At 64.1% G+C, this 24,834-nt stretch carries 22 protein-coding genes; 13 read left to right on the top strand and 9 right to left on the bottom strand.

The annotated features are described in order from the left end of the window. The first annotated feature begins 270 nt into the window (after positions 1-270). Positions 271-3,201, top strand: coding sequence for a PPE family protein (locus F6B93_RS11670; RefSeq protein ID WP_211695246.1), 2,931 nt, complete (start codon positions 271-273; stop codon positions 3,199-3,201). A gap of 26 nt (positions 3,202-3,227) precedes the next feature. Here the strand turns inward: F6B93_RS11670 and aceA are convergent, their stop codons facing one another. Further along, positions 3,228-5,528, bottom strand: coding sequence for an isocitrate lyase ICL2 (aceA, locus tag F6B93_RS11665; protein WP_211695245.1), 2,301 nt, complete (start codon positions 5,526-5,528; stop codon positions 3,228-3,230). 180 nt (positions 5,529-5,708) lie between these two features. Between aceA and F6B93_RS11660 the strand changes: the two genes are divergently transcribed. Continuing rightward, positions 5,709-6,083 (top strand): hypothetical protein, encoded by a 375-nt coding sequence (locus F6B93_RS11660; protein WP_211695244.1) that lies wholly within the window; start codon positions 5,709-5,711, stop codon positions 6,081-6,083. On the opposite strand, the gene F6B93_RS11655 is transcribed toward F6B93_RS11660, so the two are convergent. Beyond that, entirely contained in the window at positions 6,069-6,821 is a 753-nt protein-coding gene (locus tag F6B93_RS11655; protein ID WP_211695243.1) for an MBL fold metallo-hydrolase, read from the bottom strand. The genes F6B93_RS11660 and F6B93_RS11655 overlap by 15 nt on opposite strands. 83 nt (positions 6,822-6,904) lie before the next feature. On the opposite strand from F6B93_RS11655, the gene F6B93_RS11650 reads away from it, so the two are divergent. The 6 genes from F6B93_RS11650 (at position 6,905) to F6B93_RS11625 (ending at position 13,237) form a co-directional block, all read left to right on the top strand. Beyond that, entirely contained in the window at positions 6,905-7,909 is a 1,005-nt protein-coding gene (locus F6B93_RS11650) for a zinc-binding dehydrogenase (protein ID WP_211695242.1), read from the top strand. A gap of 165 nt (positions 7,910-8,074) precedes the next feature. Then, positions 8,075-8,659: a YbhB/YbcL family Raf kinase inhibitor-like protein gene (locus F6B93_RS11645; RefSeq protein ID WP_425518444.1), complete on the top strand. Its 585-nt coding sequence runs from the start codon at positions 8,075-8,077 to the stop codon at positions 8,657-8,659. Positions 8,660-8,911: 252 nt separating this feature from the next. Then, positions 8,912-9,340 carry a Fur family transcriptional regulator gene (locus tag F6B93_RS11640; RefSeq protein WP_211699427.1) on the top strand — a complete coding sequence of 143 codons (429 nt, stop codon included), beginning with the start codon at positions 8,912-8,914 and terminating at the stop codon, positions 9,338-9,340. Positions 9,341-9,454: 114 nt separating this feature from the next. Continuing rightward, positions 9,455-11,608 (top strand): catalase/peroxidase HPI, encoded by a 2,154-nt coding sequence (gene katG, locus F6B93_RS11635; protein WP_211699426.1) that lies wholly within the window; start codon positions 9,455-9,457, stop codon positions 11,606-11,608. 166 nt (positions 11,609-11,774) lie between these two features. Then, positions 11,775-12,239, top strand: coding sequence for an Rv1352/Rv1906c domain-containing protein (locus F6B93_RS11630; RefSeq protein WP_211695239.1), 465 nt, complete (start codon positions 11,775-11,777; stop codon positions 12,237-12,239). A gap of 32 nt (positions 12,240-12,271) precedes the next feature. Beyond that, the gene (locus tag F6B93_RS11625) at positions 12,272-13,237 is read left to right on the top strand and encodes an FAD-dependent oxidoreductase (protein WP_211695230.1); all 966 of its coding nucleotides are present in this window, start codon (positions 12,272-12,274) and stop codon (positions 13,235-13,237) included. A gap of 17 nt (positions 13,238-13,254) precedes the next feature. Here the strand turns inward: F6B93_RS11625 and F6B93_RS11620 are convergent, their stop codons facing one another. The 3 genes from F6B93_RS11620 to F6B93_RS11610 form a co-directional block, all read right to left on the bottom strand. Further along, positions 13,255-13,677: an anti-sigma factor antagonist gene (locus tag F6B93_RS11620; RefSeq protein WP_211695228.1), complete on the bottom strand. Its 423-nt coding sequence runs from the start codon at positions 13,675-13,677 to the stop codon at positions 13,255-13,257. Between the two features lie 247 nt (positions 13,678-13,924). Beyond that, positions 13,925-14,326, bottom strand: coding sequence for a phage holin family protein (locus F6B93_RS11615; RefSeq protein WP_211695226.1), 402 nt, complete (start codon positions 14,324-14,326; stop codon positions 13,925-13,927). 24 nt (positions 14,327-14,350) lie between these two features. Beyond that, positions 14,351-15,418: an amidohydrolase family protein gene (locus tag F6B93_RS11610; protein ID WP_211695224.1), complete on the bottom strand. Its 1,068-nt coding sequence runs from the start codon at positions 15,416-15,418 to the stop codon at positions 14,351-14,353. A gap of 70 nt (positions 15,419-15,488) precedes the next feature. Between F6B93_RS11610 and F6B93_RS11605 the strand changes: the two genes are divergently transcribed. Further along, positions 15,489-16,751 carry an MFS transporter gene (locus F6B93_RS11605; RefSeq protein WP_211695222.1) on the top strand — a complete coding sequence of 421 codons (1,263 nt, stop codon included), beginning with the start codon at positions 15,489-15,491 and terminating at the stop codon, positions 16,749-16,751. A gap of 1 nt (position 16,752) precedes the next feature. On the opposite strand, the gene F6B93_RS11600 is transcribed toward F6B93_RS11605, so the two are convergent. Then, positions 16,753-18,033 (bottom strand): competence/damage-inducible protein A, encoded by a 1,281-nt coding sequence (locus tag F6B93_RS11600; RefSeq protein WP_485020622.1) that lies wholly within the window; start codon positions 18,031-18,033, stop codon positions 16,753-16,755. A gap of 40 nt (positions 18,034-18,073) precedes the next feature. Here F6B93_RS11600 and F6B93_RS11595 point away from each other — a divergent pair, with 40 nt between their 5' ends. Both F6B93_RS11595 and F6B93_RS11590 read left to right on the top strand, forming a co-directional pair. Beyond that, positions 18,074-19,462 (top strand): adenylate/guanylate cyclase domain-containing protein, encoded by a 1,389-nt coding sequence (locus F6B93_RS11595; RefSeq protein WP_211695217.1) that lies wholly within the window; start codon positions 18,074-18,076, stop codon positions 19,460-19,462. 31 nt (positions 19,463-19,493) lie between these two features. Beyond that, entirely contained in the window at positions 19,494-19,988 is a 495-nt protein-coding gene (locus tag F6B93_RS11590; RefSeq protein ID WP_211699425.1) for a macro domain-containing protein, read from the top strand. Here the strand turns inward: F6B93_RS11590 and F6B93_RS11585 are convergent. After that, entirely contained in the window at positions 19,966-20,283 is a 318-nt protein-coding gene (locus F6B93_RS11585) for an MTH1187 family thiamine-binding protein (RefSeq protein ID WP_211695215.1), read from the bottom strand. The two genes, F6B93_RS11590 and F6B93_RS11585, sit on opposite strands and share 23 nt — an antisense overlap. 57 nt (positions 20,284-20,340) lie before the next feature. On the opposite strand from F6B93_RS11585, the gene dtd reads away from it, so the two are divergent. Continuing rightward, the gene (gene dtd, locus F6B93_RS11580; protein ID WP_211695213.1) at positions 20,341-20,772 is read left to right on the top strand and encodes a D-aminoacyl-tRNA deacylase; all 432 of its coding nucleotides are present in this window, start codon (positions 20,341-20,343) and stop codon (positions 20,770-20,772) included. Positions 20,773-20,827: 55 nt separating this feature from the next. Next, positions 20,828-21,739, top strand: a complete 912-nt coding sequence (locus F6B93_RS11575) for a class I SAM-dependent methyltransferase (RefSeq protein WP_211695205.1) — start codon at positions 20,828-20,830, stop codon at positions 21,737-21,739. On the opposite strand, the gene F6B93_RS11570 is transcribed toward F6B93_RS11575, so the two are convergent. Then, a complete protein-coding gene (locus F6B93_RS11570) occupies positions 21,729-22,754 on the bottom strand; it encodes a zinc-binding dehydrogenase (protein ID WP_211695203.1) in 1,026 nt (341 codons plus the stop codon). The genes F6B93_RS11575 and F6B93_RS11570 overlap by 11 nt on opposite strands. Positions 22,755-22,764: 10 nt before the next feature. Next, positions 22,765-24,690, bottom strand: coding sequence for a flavin-containing monooxygenase (locus tag F6B93_RS11565; protein WP_211695201.1), 1,926 nt, complete (start codon positions 24,688-24,690; stop codon positions 22,765-22,767). Between the last annotated feature and the right edge of the window lie 144 nt (positions 24,691-24,834).

Genomic DNA, 24,834 nt, shown 5'->3' with positions numbered 1-24,834 from the left:
CCGGTCCAGCACAAAGGCAATCGCGCATCGAGAATGGTAATTCGACCAATGTTGGGCCGACATTACTGCAAACAAACTTGACGTTGCCGGCATAGAATAGCTCGAAAACGCTTGGTGTAAAGGCGATTTACAATATCTTTGAATAGCGGCGAGATTCAACCATATCGCGCCGATGTCGACGACCAATGCGTACTTTTCTTGTACGACCCTCTCGGCAACAACCGATCTGTGAGCCGTCTGCGGTGTGGCTATTCGAGAAAGGTTGGGGCAATGGGTTTTTCAGTGTTGCCACCGGAAATAAACTCGGATCTGATATTCGCAGGCGCCGGAGCCGGTCCGATGCTGGCCGCCGAGGCGGCCTGGAGCGATCTGGCCGATGAATTAGACTCGGCTGCAATCTGTTTCGGCTCAGCTACGTCGGAGCTGGTTAGCGGCTCGTGGCAGGGACCGTCGTCGGTGGCGATGGCGACCGCCGTGGCCCCGTATGTGGCGTGGCTTGCCGCCGCGGCGGCTCAGGCCCAGCAGACAGCCGCTCAAGCCGGGGTGCTAGTGGCCGAGTTTGAGGCGGTCACGTCGGCGATGGTGCAGCCGGTGTTCGTCGCGGCCAACCGTTCTCGCCTAGTGGCGCTGGTGATGTCGAACCTGTTTGGTCAGAACGCGCCGGCGATCGCTGCTGTAGAAGCCGCCTATGAGCAGATGTGGGCGGCGGATGTGTCGGCGATGGCCGGATACCACCGCGGCGCGTCCGCGGCCGCCATGGCGCTACCGCCCTTTGGCCTGCCGCTACCTAATCCGGCGGGCCTTGCGGCGGCGGCCACCACGATCACGACCGCCGTCGGCGGCCCGGCGCTTCCGGGCCGGGCGACCACTCTCAACGTCGGTTTGGCCAACGCCGGCGGCGGCAACGTCGGTAACTCAAATAGCGGTTCCGGAAACCTGGGCAGCGCCAACCTGGGTGGCAACAATATTGGCTCCGGGAATCTAGGGAGTTTCAATCTCGGCTCCGCAAACCTGGGCAGCAACAACATCGGCATCGGAAACGCTGGCAACAACAACGTCGGAATGGGAAATCTCGGCAATCTCAATACCGGGCTCGCCAATGCGGGCATTGGCAACGTCGGATTTGCGAACACCGGTAACAACAATATTGGCTTCGGGCTCACCGGCAACAACCAAATAGGCATCGGCGGATTGAACTCCGGGGGTGGTAACTTCGGGTTGTTCAACTCCGGCGTCGGAAATGTGGGGTTCTTCAACTCCGGCACCGGAAACTTTGGCATCGGAAACTCGGGCGACCACAGCACCGGACTTTTTAATGCTGGACAAGCAAGCACCGGCATCTTTAACGTTGGATCGTTCAACACCGGGATATTCAACGTCGGAAATGCGAATACCGGCAGCTTCAACACCGGCAGTTACAACATGGGCGATTTCAACCCGGGCCCATCCAATACGGGTGCCTTCAACACCGGCGACGCAAATACTGGCTGGATCAACACCGGCAGCATCAACACCGGGGCCTTCAACATCGGCGACATGAACAACGGCCTGTACAACACCGGCGACATGAACAATGGCATCCTCTTCCGAGGCGAGGGCCAGGGCAGCCTCCAGTTCGCGATTACCTCGCCCGATCTGACCCTTCCACCCCTCGACATACCCGGCGTATCTGTTCCGGCGCTCAGTTTGCCTGCAATAACTCTGCCCTCGCTGACGATTCCCGCCGCGTCGACACCCCCCAACGTGACTGTCGGCGCTTTTGATCTGCCGGCGTTGACGTTGCCCTCGCTGACGATCCCGCCTGCGGCCACGCCGGCGAACATCACGGTCGGCGCTTTTGATCTGCCGGCGTTGACGTTGCCCTCGCTGACGATTCCGGCGGCGACGACGCCGGCAAATATCACGGTGGGTGGATTTGATCTGCCGGCGTTGACGTTGCCCTCGCTGACGATTCCGGCGGCGACGACGCCGGCAAATATCACGGTGGGTGGGTTTGATCTGGCGTTGACTATTCCGTCGATAAGCATTCCCCCTGCCGTGATATCCGCTGGTACTTTTGTTGGTAGCTTTAGCTTACCCGGGATGCAAACTCCACCGATATTCGTCGACGGTATTACCACGGGAGGGTTTACCTTGCCCGGTATCGGTTGGTCACAACCCATAACCGCGCCCACTATAGATGTTGGCGGTGTATCACTCGGTCGAATATCCTTATCGTGGACCACCAATGTTCTTGCTCTTCAAGGTTTTGATATTTCTAATCCTCTTGATACTACAGCTGACTTTACGATAATTGGTGTCAACATTGATCCGTTCACCCTAGCCACCATCTCAATTCGGCCCTATACCTTGACCACCCCGATCACGGTGCCGGGGTTCACCCTCCCCAACTTCACCATTCCGGGCCTGAACATCGCGCCGATCGCCGTCGATAGCTTCATCCTTCCCGGAATCCTTACCCCGGCGATCACCACGCCGCCGTTGACTATTGATCCGATTGGCCTGGGTGGCTTTACTCTTCCGCAGGTCTCGACTCCGGAGATTGCGACGCCGCCGTTCGCGATTGATCCGATTGGGCTGGGTGGCTTCACCCTTCTGCAGGTCGCCACGCCGGAGATCACGACGCCACCGTTGACCATCGATCCGATTAGCCTGGGTGGCTTCACCCTTCCGCAGATCGGGCTCCCGGAGATCACCACTGCACCGCTGAGAATCGACCCGATCGCCGTCGAAGGATTTACTCTCCCGCAGATCAACACCCCGGAATTCACCACGCCGGAATTCACCATCCCGCCGGTCGCCCTGGCCGCCTTCACGACGCCCCCGCTCAGCATCCCCAGCATTCACCTGCCCACCACAACCATCGGCGGATTCGGTGTCCCGGGGGGGCCTGGCTACTTCAACTCCAGCGCCGCGCCCTCGTCAGGCTTCTTCAACACCGGCGGGGGCGGCAATTCGGGGTTCGGCAACAATGGCTCGGGTCTATCGGGATGGTCCAACACGAATCCCGCGGGCCTGCTAGGCGGCTCCGGCTATCAGAACTTCGGCGGCCTATCCTCCGGTTTCCTGAACTTGGGCAGCGGCGTTTCCGGCATAGCGAACACCGGCATGCTGCCGTTTAGCGCGGCCAATGTGGTCTCGGGCATCGCCAACATCGGCAAGAACCTGTCCGGCTTCTTCTTCCAGAGCACCACGCGGTAGCGGCCGCCACACAGCGAAGGAAACTTCTACGCTTCCTTGGTGATCAACTTCCGCAGGGCGACGCGGTCCGGTGTCAGCAGTTCGGCGATGCGCGGGTGGTTCACCTCGGCGACGATGATCTCGCCCACCTCTTGATAGACCTCGCTGAAAATGCCGTGGGACTTCATCTTGGACGTCTGATACTGGTTGTCCTCGGTCGGGGTGACGTAGTAGACCGCTTGGGCCTTGAATCGATGTACCAACCAGAGATGGATGAGGGTCATCAGCCGCTTCTGCCGCAGCTTCTCGGCGAAGGTGTTCTGATCGCGGACTTGGAGGATGCTGCGGCCGTGCCGATCCTTGATGGGATCGACGACGACGTTGGCCAGTTGCTCGTCGCCATCGCCATAGATCCCAAGCTCGAGCACATCCGAACCGGGGCGGCGTGGCCGCAGCTGCACATGGAGCTTTTCGCCGAGCTGGTAGTGGTCGCTCCACAGCGCGAGCCACTCCTCCAACAGCTTCTTCGGCACTTCGGTCTGCACCAGATGCTGGTGCTGCGTGGAGCCCTTGCCCATCGCCTTGGTCGTCGCTGTGCGACCCGAGGAGGCCTGCAACGCCGCGTCGCTGCGTGGCCCGCCGACCAGGGTCTGCGGAGTGCGATACGGCGACTCGACCAGCCGCATCTTGCGTTGTAGCCGAGCCAGCGCCAGCATGCCGTCCTGCCGCAGCGCGGTGGCGAATTCCTCGGCGGCGACCCCGTCGATCTGATGTCCACCGTAGGTGATGAAGTTGAAGACGAAACCCATCTGGGCGAGCTCCTCGGGGAAGCGCTTCATCTCCTCGTCGGTCATGCCGGTGGTGTCCCAGTTGAACGACGGCGAAAGGTTGTAGGCCAGCATTTGGTCCGGAAATTCGGCGTGTATCGCCTCGGCGAACTGCCGGGCATCGGCGAGGTCCGCGGTCTTGGTTTCCATCCAGAGGATGTCGGCGAAGGGTGCCGCAGCCAGCGACTTGGCGATGGCGTACGGTATTCCGCCGCGAATCTGGTAGTAGCCTTCCGGCGTCTTGGCCAGCTCACAGTCCCATCCGGGGTCGACGCCCAGCTCCTTCGCCTTTGCCCGGGCGGCGAACAGCGACGTGCGCCCGGCGAACTGCCGCCACTCCTGCGGGCTCATGTCGATCGGTTGGCCCTCGCTCTCGTTGAAGGCGAGCACTTCGGCCACCGCCTCGCCGTAGGTCATCAGCCCGGCGTCGTCCTCCCAGGCGGCAACGAACCGTGACTCGACCTGGTCGAAGAGGTCATCGATCGATTGTTGCCCGTTCTCCCGCCAGGCAGTGACAGCGTCGGCGACGAGGCCCATGATGCCTTGGCGCTCAAGCCAAGCGCTGGCCGCCGCGTACTCGCCGTCGCTGAGGGCGTAGAGAAGATGGCCATTGAGTTCCTTGACGCCCAGCTCGTGGAAGCGCCGCACCATGGCCAAGAAGCACGACTTGTAGGAGGGAATGTCGAGTTTGGTGGCGCCAAGCAGGAACGGCTGGTCGCGCTCGTCGGCGCGGCTGTCCAGGAGGTTGGCGGCCTCGGCGTCGGTGCGGGCCACGATGATCCCGGGAACCCGCATGACGTCGAGTTGGAAGCGGGCGGCGTTCAGGCGTTTGATCTGTTCGTCGGACGGCACCAGGACCTTGCCGCCCTGGTGGCCGCACTTCTTCGTGCCAGGGCGCTGGTCCTCGATGTGGTATCCGGGCACGCCGACCTCAACGAAGCGGCGAATCAGGTTGCGTACGTGCGGATCACCGCCGTGGCCGGTGTCGGCGTCGGCGATGATGAAGGGCCGGAAGTCATAAGCCGGGGCTGCGGCACGCTGCGACTCGCTCATGTGCAGTCGCAGGTATTCCTGATTGCGGTCGGCGGTGAGCAGGGCGCGTACCAAGACAGCGGCGTCGTCGGGCACCTGGCTCAGCGGGTAGCTGGCGAGGTCGGGTCCGGGATCTTCAGTGGTGGAGCCCTTGGCTGAGGTTGCCCAACCACCGAGGTAGATCGCCTCGATGCCCATCCTCTTCATGCTCACGGCCTGACCGGGCGAGTAGGGCCCAAACGTGGTGATGCTTTTGCGTGCAGCGAAGAGCTCGCGGAGGCGGTCGTAGAACGCGGCCGCGGCCTCTCGCGCAACGGTGTAGTCGTTGGGGATGGTGCCGCGCTGGGCCACCACTTGGCGCGCGGTGTAGAGCCGGGTAATCCCGGAGAAGCGTGCGCTGTCAAAGTATCGCTGGGTGGCGGAGGCGTCCTTGTGGACGTCGTGCTCGAACGGTGTGTGGACCTCAGTGTCCGTTTCGGCGATGGCCATCGGCTTCACGCTCCTCTGCAGCCCCGATTCGCTTGACGAACAGAGTCTATCCCCGGGCCCGGCGGCTACCGCATGGGCAGCCGGCGCGGGCCTTTCCCGTCGGGGCTGGGGCCATCTCGGGGCCATCGCGGGGCCGGCCATGGCCAATGGTGCGACCGCACACTGGGTAAGGTAGCCGGCATGGCACCAGGAATCCGCTATGACCGTTGGTTTCTTCCCCTGGCGGTGCCGCTCGGACTCGGTCCCAACAACAGCGATCTGCGCTTCGAGTCTGGTCACCTGCACGTCAAAATGGGATGGGCTTTTGCCGCCGACATCCCCTTGACGTCGATCACCAAGGCCGAGGCGACCAACGCCCGGGTCTACGCGGCCGGCGTACACTTTGGATTCGGCCACTGGTTGGTCAACGGATCGCGTAAGGGGCTAGTGGACCTGACGATCGATCCACCCGCGCAAGCCACGATGTGGAAGAAGTCGTTGACGGTGCGCCACTTGCGGCTTAGCGTGACGGACCCGGACGCGTTCGTCGCCGCGTGCATGTCAACGACAACCTAGCTTGCTCCTGGGCTTGCTAGCGGGTCGGTGGTCCGCGCTCGCGAGCAACCAATCGCGTTGGCGGCGGACGAACTCCGCGTCGACGACGTTGCCGTGGCCGGGTACGTAGACGGCGTCGGGTCCGCCGATGGCAAGCACCCGATCAAGCGTGGCGGGCCACGCTGCCACATCGGAATCGGCGTCGATGCTCGGGTCGGCGGATTCCTCCACGAGGTCGCCAGTGAAGACCACGACTGGGTCATCTCCGTCACCGGCGGCTGGCGCGACGACGATGAGGTCTGCGGTGGTGTGACCGCGGCCCGGGTGCAGGACCGTTACGGTGCGATCGCCGAGATGGAGCGCGGTGTGCGAGATCCCCTGCGCGGGCGGTTTCAGGGCGTCGATGGCACGGTCTATCTGGTCGGCGTCGGCGCCGTAGCTCAGGGCCTGATCGCGAATCTGGTCGGTGGCCGACGACAGGTAGTCGACGACTTCGGGTGTGCACAGCACGACCGCGTCGGCAAACGCGGAGGCACCCAGGACGTGGTCGAAGTGCTTGTGCGTCAATACCACATGCGTCACCCGGCAACCCGCGATCCGGTGGACATCGTCGCCGATCGCGGCCGCTTCGACGAGGGTGGTCCCGGCGTCGATCAGCAGCGCTCCGCCACGGCCGCTCACCAGCCCGACCGTGACGTCGCAGAACGGCAGCCGGCACCGATGCACACTGTCGGTCAGCCGTTCCCAGTCGAAGTGCACAATCGCAAGGTACCGCCCGCAGGCAGGTCAACGAGTGCCCGAGTAGCTCACGAGTGCTCACCAGTCCTTACGAGGAGGAAACTATGCGGACAGTCGTCATCACCAAGCACGGCGACCCATCGGTCCTGCAACTGCAGCAGCGGCCCGACCCCCCGCCGCCCGGCCCCGGCCAGCTGCGGGTCGCCGTCGCTGCCGCGGGTGTGAACTTCGCTGATCACCTTGCCCGTGTTGGCTTGTACCCCGATGCGCCGAAACTGCCAGCCGTGGTTGGTTACGAGGTTGCCGGGGTTGTTGAGGCCGTGGGCGAAGGCGTGGATTCGACCCGTGTCGGCCAACGAGTCCTGGCCGGCACGCGTTTCGGTGGGTACGCCGAAGTCGTCAACGTGACAGCGACTGACGCGGTAGTGCTCCCCGACGCGCTGAGCTTCGAACAGGGCGCGGCGGTCCCGGTGAACTATGCAACCGCCTGGGCCGCGCTGCACGGCTACGGGTCCCTGCGAGCGGGCGAGCGGGTGCTGGTGCACGCAGCAGCGGGCGGCGTGGGCATCGCGGCCGTTCAGTTCGCCAAGGCAGCCGGGGCGGAAGTGCACGGTACGGCGTCGCAGGCAAAACACGAGAAGCTTGCCGAGTTCGGGGTCGACCGTGCGATCGACTACCGCCGCGACGGCTGGTGGAAGGGCCTGGGTCCCTACGACATCGTGCTGGACGCGCTCGGCGGCACATCGTTGCGGCGGTCCTACGATCTGCTACGGCCCGGCGGAAGGCTTGTCGGCTACGGAATTTCGAATATGCAGCACGGTGAGAAGCGATCGCTGCGTCGCGCGGCTCCGCACGCGGCGTCGATGCTGCGGGGGTTCAACCTGCTTGACCAGCTCCAGGAGTCCAAAGCGGTGATCGGCTTGAACATGCTGCGGCTGTGGGACGATCGCGGCACGCTCGAGTCATGGATCACACCGTTGGAAGAGGCGCTGCACGACAAGACGATCACGCCGATCGTTCACGCGGCGGTGCCCTTCGCGCAGGCGCCGGAGGCGCACCGCATCCTCGCGGCGCGGGAGAACGTTGGCAAGGTCGTGCTGGTGCCTTGACCGTTGAGCCGAGAGTAGGCAGGGTTGGGTCATCCAGCAAACCCGGCTGAGTGCAAAGCGGAGCCCGACGCCATGACCGTGCGTCCGGCCGATGAGTCGCTGTTTTGTCTATATAATGGCATTTTACCGAACAACCGGCGCGACCGTCTCGCTATGGAATTCACTATGGCAAGCACACTTCAGCGAATCACCATGGCCATTGCCGCGCCGGCCCTGGTGCTGGCGGTGGCCGGCCACGGCGGCAACGCGGCGGTTCGAACGTCGCCGGTGGCGTTGACGCTGACTGCTGGTGCTTATCAGGCCGCTCCCGCCGGCGGGCCCTTAGAAATCAGCAGTCCCGCGTTCGCCGACGGTGCACCGATGCCCGTGCAGTACACCTGCAAAGGGGCCAATATCGCGCCTCCGCTGACATGGTCGGCGCCGTTGGGCGCCGCCTTGGTTGTCGACGATCCAGACGCTCCTCGCGGACCGTACATCCACTGGATCGTGATCGGGATCGCCCCCGGCGCGGGTAGCACCGCCGAGGGCGAGACTCCCGACGGAGGAATTAGCTTGCCGAATTCGAGCGGCCAGCTCGGATACGCCGGACCCTGTCCGCCGGCGGGCACGGGTACGCACCACTACCGGTTCACCCTGTATCACCTTCCGAGCGCGCCGCCGCTCGCGGGATTGGCCGGGGCGCGGGCAGCCAACGCGATCGTGCAGGCCGCTAATGCACAAGCCCAGCTGATCGCCACCCTCAAAGGCTGACGCAGCCACGACGGCCCGGCCCTGCCGCCGATGTGCACGCGGCGGCACAGAAGTGGAGAAATCCCTTGAGAACAGGACGATTTAGGCCCTTCGTGCTCAGGTGCGGCAGCCCGTGGCAGAATTTGCCTGCAGGTGCGTCCTGAACCGCGCCTCGGCGTAGCCGCAATGCGGCGTATCACGGCGTGTCGGCACAAAGTCTTGACTGATTCCAGAAAAGCGAGGCATATTGTAGGTGTGTCCTCGATTCCGGAGATGCCGGAGATGCCGGACTACGCCGAGCAGCTGCGTACGGTGGAACTCCGCGTGACCCGTCCGCGCATGGCGGTTCTCGAGGCAGTGGACGCGCATCCGCATGCCGACACAGAGACGATTTTCGGGGCCGTTCGCGACATCCTGGACGATGTGTCCCGGCAGGCCGTCTACGACGTCCTGCATGCGCTGACCGCTGCCGGCCTGGTGCGAAAGATCCAGCCTTCGGGGTCGGTTGCTCGCTACGAGTCCCGGGTTGGTGACAACCACCATCACATCGTCTGCAGGTCGTGCGGGGTGATCGCGGACGTCGACTGCGCGGTCGGCGAGGCACCCTGTCTGACCGCCGCAGACAACAACGGTTTCCTGCTCGACGAAGCGGAGGTCATCTATTGGGGCCGGTGCCCCGATTGCTCGACAACAGATACCTGATCACACCCGTGATCACAGCCCGATTCACCCACTCCTGGAAGGAATGCCGTGCCCGAAGAACAATCCCCCACCGCTGAAGCCAACACCGAAGCCGCGCCAAGCGGTTGCCCGGTCATGAAGTATCCCGTCGAGGGGGGCGGGAACCGGGACTGGTGGCCGAACCAGCTCAACCTGAAGATGCTGCATCAGAACCCCGCGGTCGCCGACCCGATGGGTGCAGCGTATGACTACGCCGCCGAGGTCAAGACCCTCGACGTCGACGCCTTGAAGCGCGATGTCGAGGAAGTCATGACAACCTCGCAGCCCTGGTGGCCAGCGGACTACGGCCACTATGGGCCCCTGTTCATCCGGATGGCATGGCACGCCGCCGGCACCTACCGGATCAATGACGGCCGCGGTGGTGCGGGCGCAGGTATGCAGCGGTTCGCGCCGCTCAACAGCTGGCCCGACAACGCCAGTCTGGACAAGGCTCGTCGGCTGCTGTGGCCGATCAAGAAAAAGTACGGCAAGAAGCTGTCGTGGGCCGATTTGATCGTCTTCGCCGGTGACTATGCGCTGGAATCGATGGGCTTGAAGACATTCGGTTTCGGGTTCGGCCGGGTCGACGAGTGGGAGCCCGACGAGGTCTACTGGGGCAAGGAGACCACCTGGCTCGGCGACGAGCGCTACAGCGGCAAGCGTGATCTCGAAAACCCGCTGGCCGCAGTGCAGATGGGGCTGATCTACGTCAACCCGGAGGGCCCCAACGCCAACCCGGACCCGATTGCCGCGGCCGTGGACATCCGCGAGACATTCGCCCGCATGGCGATGAACGATGTCGAAACCGCGGCACTGATCGTCGGCGGTCACACGTTCGGTAAGACCCATGGCGCCGGCGACGCCGATCTGGTCGGCCCCGAGCCCGAGGCCGCTCCATTGGAGCAGATGGGTCTGGGCTGGAAGAGCTCGTTTGGCACCGGCGTGGGCAAGGACGCAATTACCAGCGGCCTCGAGGTCGTGTGGACGCACACGCCGACCAAGTGGGACAACAGCTTCCTGGAGATTCTCTACAGCAACGAATGGGAGCTCACCAAGAGCCCTGCGGGCGCCCATCAGTGGAAGCCGAAGGACGATGGCTGGGCGAATTCAGTGCCGGAAGCCTTCGGCACCGGCAAGACCCATCCTTCGATGCTGACCACCGACCTCTCGATGCGGATGGACCCTATCTACGAGCGGATAACTCGCCGCTGGTTGGATCACCCGCAGGAATTGGCCGAGGAGTTCGCCAAGGCCTGGTACAAGCTGATCCACCGCGATATGGGTCCCAAATCCCGCTACCTCGGGCCGCTGGTCCCCGCCGAGACCCTGCTGTGGCAGGACCCGGTCCCCGCGGTCTCCCACGACCTGATCGCTGCAGCTGATATCGCAGCGCTCAAGAGCCAGATCCTGGCGTCGGGTTTGACTGTCTCGCAGCTGGTTTCCGCGGCCTGGGCGGCGGCGTCGTCGTTCCGCGGCAGCGACAAACGAGGCGGAGCCAACGGCGGTCGCATCCGACTGCAACCGCAAGCCGGGTGGGAAGTCAACGAGCCCGACGAGCTGGCCCAGGTGGTGCGCACGCTGGAGGGGATCCAAGAGTCCTTCAACTCCTCGGCATCGGGGAACACCAAGGTGTCGTTCGCCGATCTCGTGGTTCTCGGGGGTTGTGCCGCCGTCGAACAGGCGGCGAAGGCTGCCGGCCACGACATCACGGTGCCGTTCTCTCCGGGACGCACGGATGCGGCGCAGGAACAGACCGATGTCGAGTCGTTCGCCGTCCTCGAGCCCAAGGCAGACGGATTCCGCAACTACGTCGGAAAGGGCAACCCGTTGCCAGCCGAGTTCATGCTGCTCGACAAGGCAAACCTGCTAACACTGAGTGCTCCGGAGATGACGGTGCTGGTCGGTGGCTTGCGCGCCTTGGGTGCGAACTACAAGGGGTCATCGTTGGGTGTCTTCACCGGGGCATCCGGAGCGTCACCCTCGCTGACCAACGACTTCTTCGTGAACTTGCTCGACATGGGGATCACCTGGGAGCCGTCGGCCGCGGACGACGGGACCTACGAGGGCAAAGACGCTACGGGCGCGGTGAAGTGGACCGGCAGCCGCGTCGACCTGGTCTTCGGGTCGAACTCGGAGTTGCGTGCTCTCGCCGAGGTCTACGGCGCTGATGACGCGAAGCAGAAGTTCGCGGAGGACTTCGTCGCCGCGTGGAACAAGGTGATGAACCTCGACCGTTTCGATTTGTCCTGATCGAAAACCCGCTGCGGTGTAGTCGGCCCGGCCGGATCTGACCGCGACAACCTGCCACAGTGCCCTGCGAGTAACGACAGCTCGCAGGGCACTGTGCGTACTGCGCGCCCTGATTCGGGTATGGACATATCGAAATCGGTTGATCGCGCCGGTACGCTGCTGTCGTATGGCGACGATGTCAGCACCTATCGCGGCGAGACTGGTCGCCGCGAGCCTGATTCTGACGGGTTGGGCAGCATCGTCAGGTACTGCCAGTGCGGATCCAGAGCCGCCGCCCGAGCCCAAGACCACCATCGACCAGGACGGCACCTATGCCGTGGGGACCGACATCGTTCCAGGTACATACAGCTCCGCGGGGCCGGCCGAAGGCCACACCTGCTACTGGAAGCGCATGGGCAACCCCGACGGCGCTCTCCTCGACAACGCCATGACCAAGAAGCCCCAAGTCGTGCGGATCGAGCCGACCGACAAAGCTTTCAAGACCGATGGGTGTCAGCCGTGGCAGCTGACGGATGGCGACGGAGCCCCGGCTGAGGTTCCGGGACCAATCGCGGGCGCCCAGCTGCATATCAACCTCGGCATCCTCAACGGGCTGCTGGGTGCGAACGGTCAGCAACTACCCCAGCCCTGACGAAGGCCGGATTTCGGGCTACCGTGCCTGCTGTGGCCAACAGCATGCAACACATCGTTGTGATCGGTGCCGGCGTGAGCGGATTGACGTCCGCCCTGTGCCTGGCCGAAGCAGGGTGGCCGGTTCGGGTATGGGCTGCCGCGCCACCGCACGAGACGACCTCAGTCGTCGCGGGAGCCGTCTGGGGGCCGGTGTTCACCGAGCCGGTTGCCCGCACGCTCGCCTGGATGAAGCGCTCGTTGCGGGAGTTCCGCGAACTTGCCAAGGACCCCGCCACGGGGGTCCGGATGGCGCCGGCGATCACTGTCGGTGACCCAACCGCTGCCGACAACCTGCCGCCCCAGGTCCAGCTAATCCCGGAATTGCGACCGGCCGACCCCGCTGACCTGCCCGCGGGCTTTGCAACCGGGTCTCGCGCCACCATGCCGATGATCGATATGCCGCAATACCTCGACTATCTGACACAGCGCCTCGCTGCCGCCGGCTGCGAGATCGAGATTCGTTCCGTGCGGTCGCTGACCGAGGCGGTCGACGTCGCACCGATCGTGGTCAACTGTGCCGGTCTGGGAGCCCGAGAGTTGGCCGGCGACACCACCCTGCGCCCGCTGTTTGGTCAGCATGTGGTCCTCACGAATCCCGGCCTACAGCAGATATTCCTCGAACTCCGCAGCTCCTCGGAGTGGGTCTGCTACTTTCCGCATCCGCAGCGCGTGGTGTGCGGCGGCATCAGTATCGCCGACCGTTGGGACACCACCCCAGACCCCGAGGTGTCTGAGCGGATCATGCAACGCTGCCGCCAGATCGAGCCGCTCCTCGGCCAGGCAGAGGTCATCGAGACGATCACCGGGCTGCGCCCGGACCGTCCATCGGTGCGGCTGACGGAAGAACGGCTCGGTTCAGGGCGGTGCATCCACAACTATGGCCACAGCAGCAATGGCGTCACCCTGTCGTGGGGTTGCGCGTGGGAGGTGGCGCAGCTGGTCGGTGCCCCGCAATAGCGCCGGCTGGACAGCCCTCAGGCCGGCGGTGCCAGCGCTGTCTCGACCGTTGGGTACATCGGCACCAGGCGGCGCAATCCGCACGCGGCGATGGTGCGGGCCACGATCGGCTGGCTGGTGACCAGCCGCAGGCTTACCCCGCGACGACGACAGCGCACCGACTCTTGAGCCAATACCGCGTAGGCGCAAGACCCCATAAACTCCAGGTCACGAATGTCGATGACGAATGGGCCGGGCGCGATGGCGATGGCGGCGCTCCTATTCACCAAGCGCTGCCATGCGGCTTCGTTGCTGGCGTCAATATCGCCGCCGACGTGAACGACCACTGCCGAGCCGGTGCATTCCGTGACCGCCCGTAGACCGCTATGGGTGTCATTGGGTTGCGAACTCAGCCGCGCGTTCGAAGGACCGGGAAAGGATCTGACCGCGACTGTGTTCATCTTTGGCAATGTCCCGTCGTCGTTGGCGGTTGGGGGGGTTGGCGGGCGGTTAGGGAAAGCCTTCCTGGCGAGCGGAAGGCAGGGGCGTGTCGTCGTGATGGGTGAAGAAAGGTCCTGTCTGTGACGGTGTTGGTGAGCAGTGGTGCTAAGCATAAGTGCAAGAGGTCCAGACAATAAAGGGTGTGGTGCCAAATTCGTTGGTTCGGCACTTGCCACCCGGACCAGGCGGCGGGCCGGTTCAGCTCCGCTAGGCGCGGGTAACCCGGCGGAAGTCTCGGGTCAAGAGCGACAGGATCCAGCTCACGATCGACAGCACGATCGCGGCCCAGATCGCAGTCCACCAGAAGTGGTCGATCTGCAATCCCCAGTGGGTGGTGTTCTTGGTGATCTGCGCGGTAATCCACAGCATGAATGCGTTGATGACCACATGGAACAAGCCCAGCGTCACAATGTAGAGCGGGATCGACAGGATCTGCACGATGGGTTTTATGAACGCGTTCACCAGGCCGAAAATCACTGCGACGACGAAGATGATGGCGATCTTCGCCAACGTGGTGGCGCCGCCGACAAAGCGCAGGCCGGGAACGAGAAGCGTGACCACCCACAAGGCGAACCCGGTCAAGGCTGCGCGCACGAGAAAAGGCCCCATTGGTCGAATCCTGCCATGCGCCTTTCAGTTCAGGCTGTAGAAGCGCTGCGCATTCGACCCGCCAATTTTTTCGCGTGTTTCGTCGGAGATGTCAGTGCGGGTGCGCAGATGCTTGGTGCTTTGCGGCCACTCGCCGTCCCAGTGCGGGTAGTCGCTGGCGAACATGATGAAGTCGTCGCCAAGCACATCGATCACTCCGGGAAGGATGGGCTCCTCGGGTTCACACGTCACCCAGATGTTTCCGGCCCGAAGGTAGTCGTGAGGATCGCGCCGCCATCCGCATTCGATCCAATCGCCCCGCTTTTCATAGTGCTCGTGGAGGCGATCGATGAAGAACGGGACCCAGCCCACGCCTGCCTCGAGGAACGCGACCTGCAACTGTGGATGCCGTTCGAAGACGCCGCCGGACACGAGCGCCGTCATCGCGGTCATCTGGTCGAACGGGAAGCTGATGCAGTGCACCTGGATGTAGTTGGTGAACCGGTCCACGCCAATCTGCGGCAGATGGATGCCTGGCGCACCATGGATGCCCAGTGGCATCCCAAGCTCCACGGCGGCGGCATAGAACGGATCCAGGTCGGGATGGTCGAGGTTGCGCGTCGTGAGCGCCGGAGGAACCAAGGTCGCGACCAGACTTAGATTCTTGGCTTCGGCCATGATGTCGATGGCCACCTCCCCGTGTTCCACGGGGGTCACACCGACGCCGCGCAACCGGCCGTTGCTCTGCGAGCAATAGTCCGCGATCCACTGGTTGTACAGTCGCGCGAATCCGGCGGCCAACTCGGGTTCCTGCAAGCTGGGTACGCACAACCCCAGGCTGGGATACAAGACCATGGTGTCGATGTGATCGCGGTCGGCGTCGCGCATCACTCCTGCTGCCGAACGGCAGTTGATGCCGGGTGCCGCCGAAATCCCATGCTCGGGCGGACACCCCGCTCCAGGTCCCTGGTCCTCGGGATAGCGGCGGCCTTCTATCGTGAGCCCGGGCCGCCCGTCGGAGCTGCGCCGAACAAGGTCCGGCCAACGTTCGAGTGCTTCGATCACCAGTGATGGGTTCTCGGCGACATGCCCATCGGCATCGATGATGTGCATGTTCGCCAAATGTACTCGCGCGCCTGCCCCCGAGTTCGCGGTTCTGGGACTGGTGCGCCACGATGCACACGTGCAAACAGAGCGGTTGACGGGTGACCAGCGCAACGCAGTGATCGCGGCCTTCCTGGGCTGGACGATGGATGCGTTCGACTACTTCCTCGTGGTGCTGGTCTATTCCGACATCGCAATGACTTTCGGGCGCAGCAAGACCGAAGTCGCCTTCGTTACGACGGCCACCCTGGCGATGCGCCCAGTCGGTGCGTTGCTGTTCGGAATGTGGGCCGATCGGGTCGGCCGGCGGGTACCGTTGATGGTCGACGTCATGTTCTATTCGGTCGTCGGATTCCTGTGTGCGTTCGCGCCCAACTTCACCGTGCTGGTGGTCTTGAGACTGCTCTACGGCATCGGCATGGGCGGTGAATGGGGGCTGGGCGCAGCACTGGCAATGGAGAAGATTCCGCCGAACCGGCGCGGCTTCTTCTCCGGATTGCTCCAGGAGGGCTACGCGTTCGGTTATCTGTTGGCCAGCTTGGCATCACTGGTGGTGATGAATTGGCTGGGGTTGTCGTGGCGCTGGCTATTCGGCCTGAGCATCGTCCCGGCGTTTATCAGCCTGATTGTCCGATATCGGGTGGAGGAATCGGAGGTATGGGAAGCCGTACAGGACCGAATGCGGCTCACCAAGACCAGAGTCCGCGATGTGCTGCGCGACGGTGCGATCGTCCGCCGGTTTTTCTACCTGGTGTTGCTGATGACCCTCTTCAACTGGATGAGCCATGGCACGCAGGATGTGTATCCGACGTTCCTGACCGCGACCACGAATCAGGGCGCTGGCCTGTCCAGCGTGACGGCACGGTGGATCGTGGTGGCTTACAACGTCGGAGCCATCATTGGGGGGCTCTCCTTCGGCACGCTCTCGCAGCGGGTCGGCCGACGTCACACCATCGTGCTCTGTGCGCTGTTGGGCCTGCCGCTGGTGCCGATCTTCGCTTACTCGCGCACCGCGGCGATGTTGTGCCTGGGTTCGTTCTTGATGCAAGTGTGTGTTCAGGGCGCGTGGGGTGTCGTCCCAGCGCATCTGACCGAGATGTCGCCGGATGCGATACGCGGCTTGTACCCGGGCGTGACTTACCAGCTCGGTAACCTGCTGGCGGCGTTCAATTTGCCGATTCAGGAACGCTTGGCCGAATCTCACGGCTATCCTTTCGCGTTGGCGGCAACGATCGTGCCAGTGCTGGTCTTGATCACCATCCTGTCCCTGATTGGCAAGGACGCCACTGGTATCCGGTTTGGAACAGCCGAAACCGCTTTCCTGAGCGGCAATTCGACCTGATCTAGGCCGGGCTGTCGCTGAGGGCGCGCCGCAGCAGATGCATCGCCACGGTCGTGGAGCGTTCCCGAATGTCAGAGCGGTTGCCGGGAAGCCGCAGGCTCTGGCTGGCAGGCGCGTTACCGGAGAGCAGCACCGTGAAGCACACCGTTCCCACCGGCTTGTCCGCCGTTCCCCCGCCCGGACCGGCGATCCCGGTGATCGCGACCGCCGTGTCGGCATCGAAGCGCCGCAGAGCTCCGGCCGCCATCGCGTCCGCGACGGGCTCGGACACCGCCCCGTGCGTTTCGATCAGTGCCTCATCAACGCCGAGCAAGTGTGCCTTCGCCTCGTTGGAATAGGCCACGACACCGCCGGCCATGTAGTCCGATGAACCGGGCCGATCGGTGAGCCGCGCCGCCAACATCCCCGCGGTGCAGGATTCCGCGGTCGCTATGCGACGGCCGCCGAGCAACTGTGCCACCAGGTCATCCACGCGTGAACCGTCTTCGGAGAAGACCTGCCGGCCGTGGCGGTCACGGAGCTGCCGGGTCAGCTGGGTGTACACCTCGGCGGCGTCCGGCTCGTAGCGGGTGACCATCTCGATTTCGCCGCGGCGCAGGCACGTGGTGATCTCGAGCGCGTCGAATCCTGGGATGGCTTGCTCTGCGGCGCGTAGCGTCTCGGCCAATCCGGACTCGGGTAACCCGAACATCCGGATGGTTTCTTGCCGGTATGTCGTTCGGCCTGCGATCGCCTCTTGGGCCGCGGACGTCTGAATGGCTTTGTGCCACATCGGCTGAAGCTCGCGTGGTGGCCCCGGAAGCACCATCACCACTGGCGTTCCCGCTACGACGAGGCCGGGTGCGGTGCCCACGGGATCGATCACCTGTGATCCGGCCGGGATCATCGCCTGCTTGCGGTTGGCGGCGCGTATCGAATCGAAGTTGCCGAGATCAAAAACCGGGTTGCGCCTCATCAGGGACTTGAGGATGGCCGCGATCCTGTCTTCGAGCTCGACATCCAGGATCAGCTCGCGCCCGAAGAAGCGGGCCACGACCTCGACGGTCATATCGTCGGCAGTGGGCCCCAGGCCGCCGGTCGTCACGATCAGGTCCACGCGTTGGTCCGCGAGGAAACGCAGCTGAGCCTCGATATCCGCTGGGCGGTCACGGCAGATCGTGATGTGTGCAAGATCGACGCCCAGCTCCAGGAGACGATCGGCGATCCAGGGACCGTTGCGGTCCTGGATCCGCCCGGTGAGAACCTCGGTTCCGGTGACCACGATGCCCGCGCGTGCGCTCACCGACATGAGCCTACGCACCCGGCTGAACTAGCCTGTGGCTGTGGCGCAGGCTCCGCGGACTCGCTACGCCAAGTGCGGCGACTCAGATCACACCCTGGACATTGCGTATCAGGTCCTCGGCGTTGGCCCCATCGACCTGCTCGTGCTGCCGGGCGCATCCATCCCGATCGATACCATTGACGCCGAACCGTCGATGTATCGTTTCCATCGGCGCTTGGCGTCCTTCAGCCGCGTGATCCGATTCGATTTGCGTGGGATGGGTCTGTCGTCTCGTGTTGCCTCGCCCGACGCGATCGGGCCCGCGATCTGGGCGCAGGACGCGATCGCGGTCATGGATGCGGTCGGGTGCACACGGGCGTCGATCCTTGCACCGGTCTACAACGCGGCGATCGGGTTGGTGCTGGCATCCGACTATCCCGAGCGGGTGCGAAGTCTGGTCATCGTCAACGGCACGGCACGGGTCTTCTGGGCGCCGGACTATCCGTTGGGAGTCCCCGAGAGCAACGCCGATCCGTTTATGACGGTCGCGCTGGAACCGGATGCGGTCGAACAGGGCTTTGACGTCTTGCGCGTCGTTGCGCCCAGTGTTGCCGACGATGACGCATTCCGCTCGTGGTGGGACCTGGCCGGGAACCGCGCAGCATCACCCTCCATGGCCCGCGCGGTGAGCAAAGTCGTCACAGCGGCGGACGCGCGCGACACGCTGGCACGCGTTGTGGCTCCGACGCTGATCCTGCATCGGGATAGCTCGTCATTCATCCCGGTCGCGCATGGCCGCTACCTGGCTGATCACATCGCCGGGGCCGAATACGTAGAACTTCCGGGCAGCGATGCCCTGTACTGGGTTGGCGACACCGGGCCCATGCTCGACGAGATCGAGGAATTCATCACCGGGGTGCGCGGCGGCATGATCGAGCGTGAGCTGGCCACCATGGTGTTCACCGACATCGTTGGCTCCACCGAGCACGCGGCCGCCCTTGGCGATGATCACTGGCGAGATCTTTTGGATAACCACGACAACGTCGTGCGTCACGAACTCGATCGGTTTCGCGGTCGCGAAGTCAACACCGCCGGTGACGGTTTCATGGCCACGTTCACCAGCCCCAGTGCCGCCATCGAGTGTGCCGACTCGATCGTCGATGCGGTCGGTGTGCTCGGCATTGCGGTGCGCGTAGGTATTCACGCTGGCGAGATCGAGGCGCGTGGCGCGGTGAGTCGGGATGTCGTCGGCATGGCTGTGCACATCGGTGCGCGGGTGGCGGCCTTGGCTGCACCCAGCGAGGTGCTGGTGTCCTCGACGGTTCGCGACATCGTCACCGGATCGCGGCGAAAGTTCGCCGACCGCGGTGAGCGCGAACTCCCGGGAGTCCCGGGCCGCTGGCGGATCTACGCGCTGGTGCGCGAGCATACGGCCGCCACGCGGTCCTGAGGTCTATTCGAGCGTGCGAGAGAATGTGTCGGTGATCGCGGTGGAGGTACTCCAAGCTGACGTGACCGAGCTCGAGCTCGACGCGATTGCCAACGCGGCCAATACCCAACTCCGGCATGCTGGCGGAGTCGCCGCGGCGATAGCCCGCGCCGGGGGGCCCGAGGTGCAGCGTGAATCCAGCGCCAAAGCGCCGATTGGGCTTGGGGAGGCTGTCGAGACCACCGCCGGCAACATGCCGGCTCGCTACGTGATCCACGCGGCAACGATGGAGCTGGGTGGTGAGACCTCACCCGAGATCATCGCGCGTGCTACCGACTCGGCCTTGCGCAAGGCCGATGACCTTGGTTGCCGCTCGCTGGCGCTGGTGGCGTTTGGTACCGGCGTCGGCGGCTTCCCAATCGAGGAGGCTGCGCGACTGATGGTCGGGGCTGTGCGCCGGCACCAGCCCGCTTCGCTGGAGCGCGTGGTGTTTGCCGTCCATGGGGATGCTGCCGCGCGGGCCTTTAAGGCTGCTGTTCAGCCTTGACAAGATAGCGCTCGACGGCAGCGACTTTCTGGGTCATCGCGTCGGTAACGCCGGGACGCACGTCAGCTTTGATCACGGTGCTGACGCGGGGTGCCCGAGCGGCCACGGCCTCCACCGCGCGTTGCACGACTGCCATCACTTCTTCCCAGCTATCGCCTTCGATCGTGGTGAACATGGAATCCGTCTTATTGGGTAGCCCGGAATCGCGGACCACGCGAATCGCGTCGGCGACGATTTCGCCAACGCCCTCCCCCACCCCCAACGGGGTCACGGAAAACGCAACCAGCACAGACACGCAACGAGCCTACCCAGCCCAGGAGCTTGCCCGGCCGGCCTGGCAGCATCGAGCCTCATGCGAGTTCTGGTGCAACGGGTCTCATCAGCGTCGGTAGCCGTCGATGGCAACGTGGTCGGCGCGATCCGATCCGACGGGCAGGGCTTGCTCGCGTTCGTCGGTGTGACCCATGGCGACGATCGCGACACCGCGCGGCGTCTCGCCGACAAGCTGTGGAACTTGCGAATTCTCGCCGATGAGAAATCCGCTGCCGAGGTCAACGCACCAATCCTGGTGATCAGCCAATTCACCCTCTATGCCGACACCGCGAAGGGTCGACGTCCCTCGTGGAACGCGGCGGCACCGGGTTCGGTGGCCCAGCCCCTGGTCGCGGAGTTTGCCGAAGCATTGCGAGGCTTCGGTGCCCACGTAGAGACCGGTTTGTTCGGTGCCCACATGCAGGTGGAACTGATCAATGACGGTCCGGTAACCGTCATGCTGCAACTCTGACGCGTCGCCGCGGGTAGGTTGGCGGCTGGCTGGAAGGGACCTGGAAGGGGTATCGATGAGTCCACCTGACTATGGATCGCTGCGGTCCGACGACGACCACTGGGACATCGTCAGCAGCGTCGGGTACACCGCCTTGCTGGTTGCGGGTTGGCGTGCGCTGCACGCCGCGGACCCTGAGCCGGTGGCCAGGGACGAATACGCCGAGTACTTCATCCACGCGTCCGCCGACCCCTACCTCACCGGGCTGCTTGGCGGCCCAGGAACCTCCGAAGATGAAACCGCCTTTCCGCGGCTCTACGGAGTGCAGACCCGCTTCTTCGACGACTTCTTCGCCTCCGCGACCCAGGCTGGCATACGCCAAGCAGTGATCGTCGCCGCAGGTTTGGACTCCCGCGCCTACCGTCTTGAATGGCCAGCCGGAACAACGGTTTACGAGGTCGATCTGCCGAAAGTCCTGGATTTCAAGACTCGGGTGCTTGGCGAGCGCGGTGCCATGCCGAAAGCCCACAGGGTTGCGGTGGCAGCAGATCTGCGCACGGACTGGGCGGTGCCCCTGACGAAGGCGGGTTTCGATCCGCAGCGGCCCAGCGCATGGTCGGTCGAGGGCGTGCTGCCCTACCTCACCGGCGATGCCCAACATCAGCTCTTCGCGCGCATCGATGGGCTTTCGACGCCGACCAGTCGAGTTGCCGTTGGTGCTCTGGGGTCGCGTCTGGACCACGAGCGGCTTACCGCCCTGGAATCGGCCCATCCCGGAGTCGATATGTCCGGTGGCGTGGACTTCTCAGCTCTGACCTACGACGACAAAACCAACCCGGACCAGTGGTTGGCCGAGCGCGGATGGGCGGTGGAACCCGTCCGCAGCACACTGGAGTTGCAGACCAGCTACGGCAGGACACCGCCGGATGTCGACGTAGCTATCGACAGTTTCATGCACTCCCAATACATCACCGCGGTTAAGGAGTGAGCAAGATCTTCACCTGATCGCCCGACCGGGACTCCGCGGTGGCATACCCTCTGGCCGCTTCGTCCAACGGCAGCGTGGTGGTGAAGATGCCGTCGACGTCGAGCCGGCCAGCCTGAAGCAGCGGAATCAATTGCGCCCAGGTGCGTTGCACGGGGGCGGTCGTCATGCGCAGCGTCACGCTGCGCAACAGACAACTGAGGGCCGGAAACGGAAACGGTTGCAGGTCATGCACACCGACAACGGAGACGGTGCCGCCAGGCCGCACCATGTTGAGCGCGTCGGTCATCGAGGCGTCGGTGCCGACGGCGTCGATCACCGCGTCGGCCCCGCGCCCGCCCGTTGCGGCGAGGATGGCCTCGGCCGCCGGCGGCACGACCGGGGTACCACCCCAGGTGGCCGCGCGTTGCAAGCGCCCGTCAACCCGGTCGACGCCGAAAACCGTTGCAGCACCGTGGACAAACGCGCTACGCAGTGCGCACAGCCCGACCGCACCCAGGCCGATCACGGCCGCAGTGTCGCCGAAGGATATGTCGGCGCGCTGTGCTGCTGCCCAGCCGGTGGCCAGGTTGTCGGTGAGAAGCAGCGCCTGCTCGGTGGTGATGCCGTCGGGGATCTTCAGCACCTGGAAGTCGGCGGCCGGCACGGCGAGCAGGTCCGCCTGGGCGCCACCCAGCGCACCGGAGCCGAAAACCCGCGGCCCGGAGAAGCACCTCACCGGGTCGCGGGTTGCACACCCCGGGCAGCTGCCGCAGCCGGCGACCGACGACACCAGGACCAGATCGCCCACCCCAACGGTGCGCACCTGTCTCCCGGCTTCGACGACGGTGCCGACCGCCTCGTGGCCGAGAGCCACCGGCTGCGCCAACGGGTATTCACCCTCATAGAAATGCAGATCGGAGCCGCAGATCCCGGCGGCCGTGACCGCGACGATCACTGCGTCGTCCCCGGGAAGAGCGGGATCCGGCTGGGTATCGACCCGGACACTGCCGGGCGCGTCGATGACTACCGTGCGCATGCTGGCGGGCTCACTTTCGTTGGCGCAGAACAAATTGGGAGAAGTCGGGCTCGCGGACCGCGGCCCAGTATTCGTTGAGACGCCACGGGCTGACGGTGTGAATCTCCCCGTCGGCGTTCTTGAAGTAGGAGTGTTCGACGGCGGGGTGTGACCACACCATCTTCTTGATTTCGGCTTGCGAGCGTTGATGCCATTCGGTTGCCGCGCGTGAAGTGGGTTCCAGGGAAAGCGCATCGGGCTGTGCCAGCCGCTGCAAACACAGGTTGATATAGCGCATCTGCAGTTCGGACTGGAAGATCAGGCTCCCGCCGTGGGCAAGGTGAGTTCCAGGCCCGTAGAGGAGAAACAGGTTGGGGAATGCCGGGATCGTGATGCCCAGGTACGCATAGGGGCGAGTTCCCCACATGTCGCGCAGGTCGATCCCGTTGCGACCGGTGATTGTCAACGGCCACAACACGTCCGTGTGCCGGAACCCGGTGGCGTAGATGATGATGTCAACGTCGTGAGCTGCCCCATCTGCTGTGACGACGCCGCGCGGCGCGATCCGCTGGATCGGTGTCCGTACCAACTCGACGTTGTCCCGCTGTAGGGTCTGCAGCCAGCTGCCATTGTCCTGCAGCGTGCGTTTGCCCGTGGCGGGATAGTCCGGCATCACCTTGGCCAACAGATCGGTGCCGTCGCCGACTTGGCTGCTGATCCATTGGGTGAACATCATTCGCGCGGCTGCGTTGAGGTCACTGACGGCATAGTCCTGGTCGGCATAACTCGGGTCGCTCCGAGCCGCCTCGAGGCCCTTGTCGGCACCTGGCCAGAGCAGCAGGAAGCGATACCACCGGCCGTAGAACGGCAGATGCCGCATCGCCCAACGCACACCGTCACCAACCCGGTCGTGATACATCGCGTTGGGAAACATCCATTGGGCGGTGCGCTGGAACACGGTGAGGTGCCCGACGTCCGGCGCGATGGCCGGCGCGATCTGAAATCCGCTGGCGCCAGCCCCGACCAGGGCGACGCGCTTGCCGGTCAGATCAACGCGGTGATCCCACGTTGCCGAGTGAAACGATGGCCCTTCGAACGTGTCGATTCCGTCGAATTCGGGAATATTAGGCCGATTTAGCTGTCCCACGGCGGTGATGACCGCTCGTGCGTACAGCGTGCTCCTCTGGCCATCAACCGAACGTACCGAGACGCCCCAGACACCCTCGTCGTCGTTCCACTCGGCCGAGAGCACCTCGGTGTTCCATCGCACCCGGTCAGCCAGCTCGTGCTTGTTCATGACCTGGGTGAAATAGCCTTGTAATTCGTGTTGTTCGGCGAAGAAGTGGGTCCAGTCGTTATTGGGCTCGAAGCTGTAACAATAGAAGTGGTTCGCCACGTCCACCCGGGCGCCGGGATAGCTGTTCTCCCACCACGTTCCGCCGGGCCCCGCGTTCTTCTCCACGATGGTGAACGGGATGTTCGCCTGTTTGAGCCGGATTCCGGCCAAGATGCCCGATTCGCCGCAGCCGATCACGACGACCGGAAACCCGTTCGCTGCCTCGAGCGCCGCGGGTCGCCGTGGGTCGACGCCGTCGAGGTCCAGCTCTTCGGAGATCAACGGCAGATAGTCGTCGGGAACATGTTCGCAGGCCAACCAGTCCAACATTTCTCGGATCAGCTCGCCGCTCAGCGGTTTCGGATCAGGGCAGCCGCGGTCTCGATAGTCGGCAATCACTGGTAGCGCCGCCTCGCGGGCGCGAGCCTTGTCTTCGTCGGACATGAAGCCCTGGACCTCGTTGAGGAAGATGCCCATGGGCTTGAAGTCGCGGATGAAACGAGGATCGCCGGTGATGTGCACCAGCGACAGCAGCAAGGTCGGGATACTCACGTCCTGCAGAGCGGCGGCAATCGCGGGTGTAGACGTCGTAAACGGCAGGCCGGAATAGGGACTGCGCATTGCGGGCATTCCTTTCACTGCACCCAATTACGCTACGTGCCGTTTCGTAATTAGGGGCACCACGCTACCTGCGGCGCGGGAGCGGATCAAGGGCGGTTGGCTACCGCTGCGCGCGCATTTCTGACGAGTCAACGCGTCGGACCC

Source organism: Mycobacterium spongiae (genome assembly GCF_018278905.1).
GTDB classification, from domain to species: domain Bacteria; phylum Actinomycetota; class Actinomycetes; order Mycobacteriales; family Mycobacteriaceae; genus Mycobacterium; species Mycobacterium spongiae.
The sequence above is the reverse complement of the archived record's forward strand: the minus strand, read 5'-3'. Positions and strand labels throughout refer to the sequence as shown.